3 protein-coding genes are annotated in these 1956 nt (G+C 59.8%); all 3 read right to left on the reverse strand.

From position 1 onward, the window contains the following. Positions 1 to 337: DUF2784 domain-containing protein (locus tag WB402_RS14915; protein WP_424209233.1), on the reverse strand; the 337-nt coding region annotated here is incomplete at its 3' end. Continuing rightward, on the reverse strand, positions 334 to 1161 hold the full coding sequence (locus tag WB402_RS14920) for a symmetrical bis(5'-nucleosyl)-tetraphosphatase (RefSeq protein ID WP_424209235.1): 828 nt from the start codon (positions 1159 to 1161) through the stop codon (positions 334 to 336). The genes WB402_RS14915 and WB402_RS14920, both read right to left, overlap by 4 nt. Further along, positions 1161 to 1956 (reverse strand): prolyl aminopeptidase (gene pip / locus WB402_RS14925; RefSeq protein ID WP_424209237.1); only part of this gene is annotated, 796 nt, incomplete at its 5' end. The genes pip and WB402_RS14920, both read right to left, overlap by 1 nt.

Genomic DNA, 1956 nt, shown 5'->3' on the forward strand with positions numbered 1-1956 from the left:
GAGCGAATATCCATTCGGGCGCGGTGTAAAATATCACCCATTGCAGCCAGTGCGCGATGAAACTGTGCTCATAGGTCACCGCGCCGGACTGAACGCGCAGGAAATTTTCCAGGGCGGTGAGTGGACAGTTGATGCCGAGCCAAGCCTCGAGCATCACAAGACCAATCGCCGAGAGATGCAGCAAACGGAATACTCGACAGCGTGTCCATTCCCATCCCCGGATCCAGCCGACGACGATCAGTGTCTGGCCACCGACGACGAACAGCACATAGGCGGCATGAGTGACAAGGACAAGATCGGCGAGCCATCGCCACAGAGCCAAATCAGCCACCATCATGAGCTTGATACGGCATCGCAGTTGATGCTGAAAAATTCCGACGGTGAGGTGTCGAGCCTTACCGCAGACAGCGAGCGTCCCCAGAGACAACCGCTGTCAAGACCGATCACACCGTCGCCATGCCATAGCCCGAGCGCGGACCAGTGGCCGAAAATAATTTTGAGCTCCTGACTGCGGCGTCCCGGGACCTGGAACCAGGGCATCAAGTCCGGCGGCTGGCTGCCGGGTGGTCCCTTCGGACGCAGGTCCATGTTGCCCTCGAGATCGCAATAACGCAGTCGTGTGAAGGCGTTGACGATGACGCGCAGACGATCAACGCCGCGCAAATTTTCGTTCCAGTGATCGGGCAGGTCGCCGTACATGCGATGGAAAAATTCATCCACCTTGTCACCACGCAATACTGTCTCGGCCTCATGCGCCAAACGCCGGGCATCGGCAAGGTTCCAGGGCGGAAGCAGACCGGCGTGAATCAGCGTGTATCCCAGGCTGTCGTCGTGATGCAGCAAGGGGCGCGTACGTAGCCAGCGCAGCAAATCATTCCGGTCAGTCGCTTGTAATATCTCATCGAGGGTATCCCGCTTTTTAAGCTTGGCGGCGCCGGCGGCCACCGCGAGCAGATGCAGGTCATGGTTGCCGAGTACGCACTCGGCACGCTCACCCAGCCCCTTTACGAACCGCAATACCTCCAGCGATTGTGGCCCGCGGTTGACGAGGTCGCCGGTGAACCACAGACGGTCGCGGTCAGCATCGAAACCGATTTCTGTCAGCAATTTCATCAGGGCCGGATAACAACCCTGCACGTCACCAATCGCGTAGACGGCCATCAGGAGGAAGGGGGTTTTCCGAGTTGCGCGGCCATCTTGATCGTGGCCCTCACCAGCGCATTGACGATGCCGGGTTCCGCCGCCGAATGCCCGGCGCCCGGTATGATCTCAAGGCGGGCGTCCGGCCAGGCACGCGCCAGTTCCCAGGCGTTCTGAATCGGGCAGACCATGTCATAACGGCCATGCACGACGGTGCCGGGAATGCCGCTCAAGCGTGTCGCGTTGCGCAGGATCTGGTCGGGATCAAGAAAGCTGTGGTGAGCGAAATAGTGCGCCTCGATGCGCGCAAGCGACAGCGCCGTGCGCGGCGAGCCAAAAAAATCAACTACATGCTTGTTGGGCAGCAGTGTTGCGGCGCGGCCTTCCCACAGCGACCAAGCTTTGGCGCTGGCCATGCGCGCGATCTCGTCCGTGCCGGTCAGACGACGGTGATGCGCGCTGAGCAGGTCATGGCGTTCGGACTCCGGAATCGCCGCGATGAATTCCTGCCAGTGGTCCGGGAAAACGCGGTTGGCACCTTCCTGATAAAACCAGTGAATTTCCCACGGTCGGCACAGGAAAATACCGCGCAGAATGAGTCCGAGCACGCATTGCGGATGGGTCTCGGCGTATACCAGCGAAAGCGTCGAACCCCAGGAACCTCCGAACAAAACCCAGCGATCGATGCCGAGATACTCGCGGATTTTTTCCATGTCGGACACGAGATGCTGCGTGGTGTTATTTTCGAGGCTCGCGTGCGGAGTCGAGCGCCCCGCGCCGCGCTGGTCAAACAAGATGATGCGATAGAGATTGGGA

Source organism: Sulfuricaulis sp., from assembly GCF_049587675.1.
GTDB lineage: Bacteria > Pseudomonadota > Gammaproteobacteria > Acidiferrobacterales > Sulfurifustaceae > Sulfuricaulis.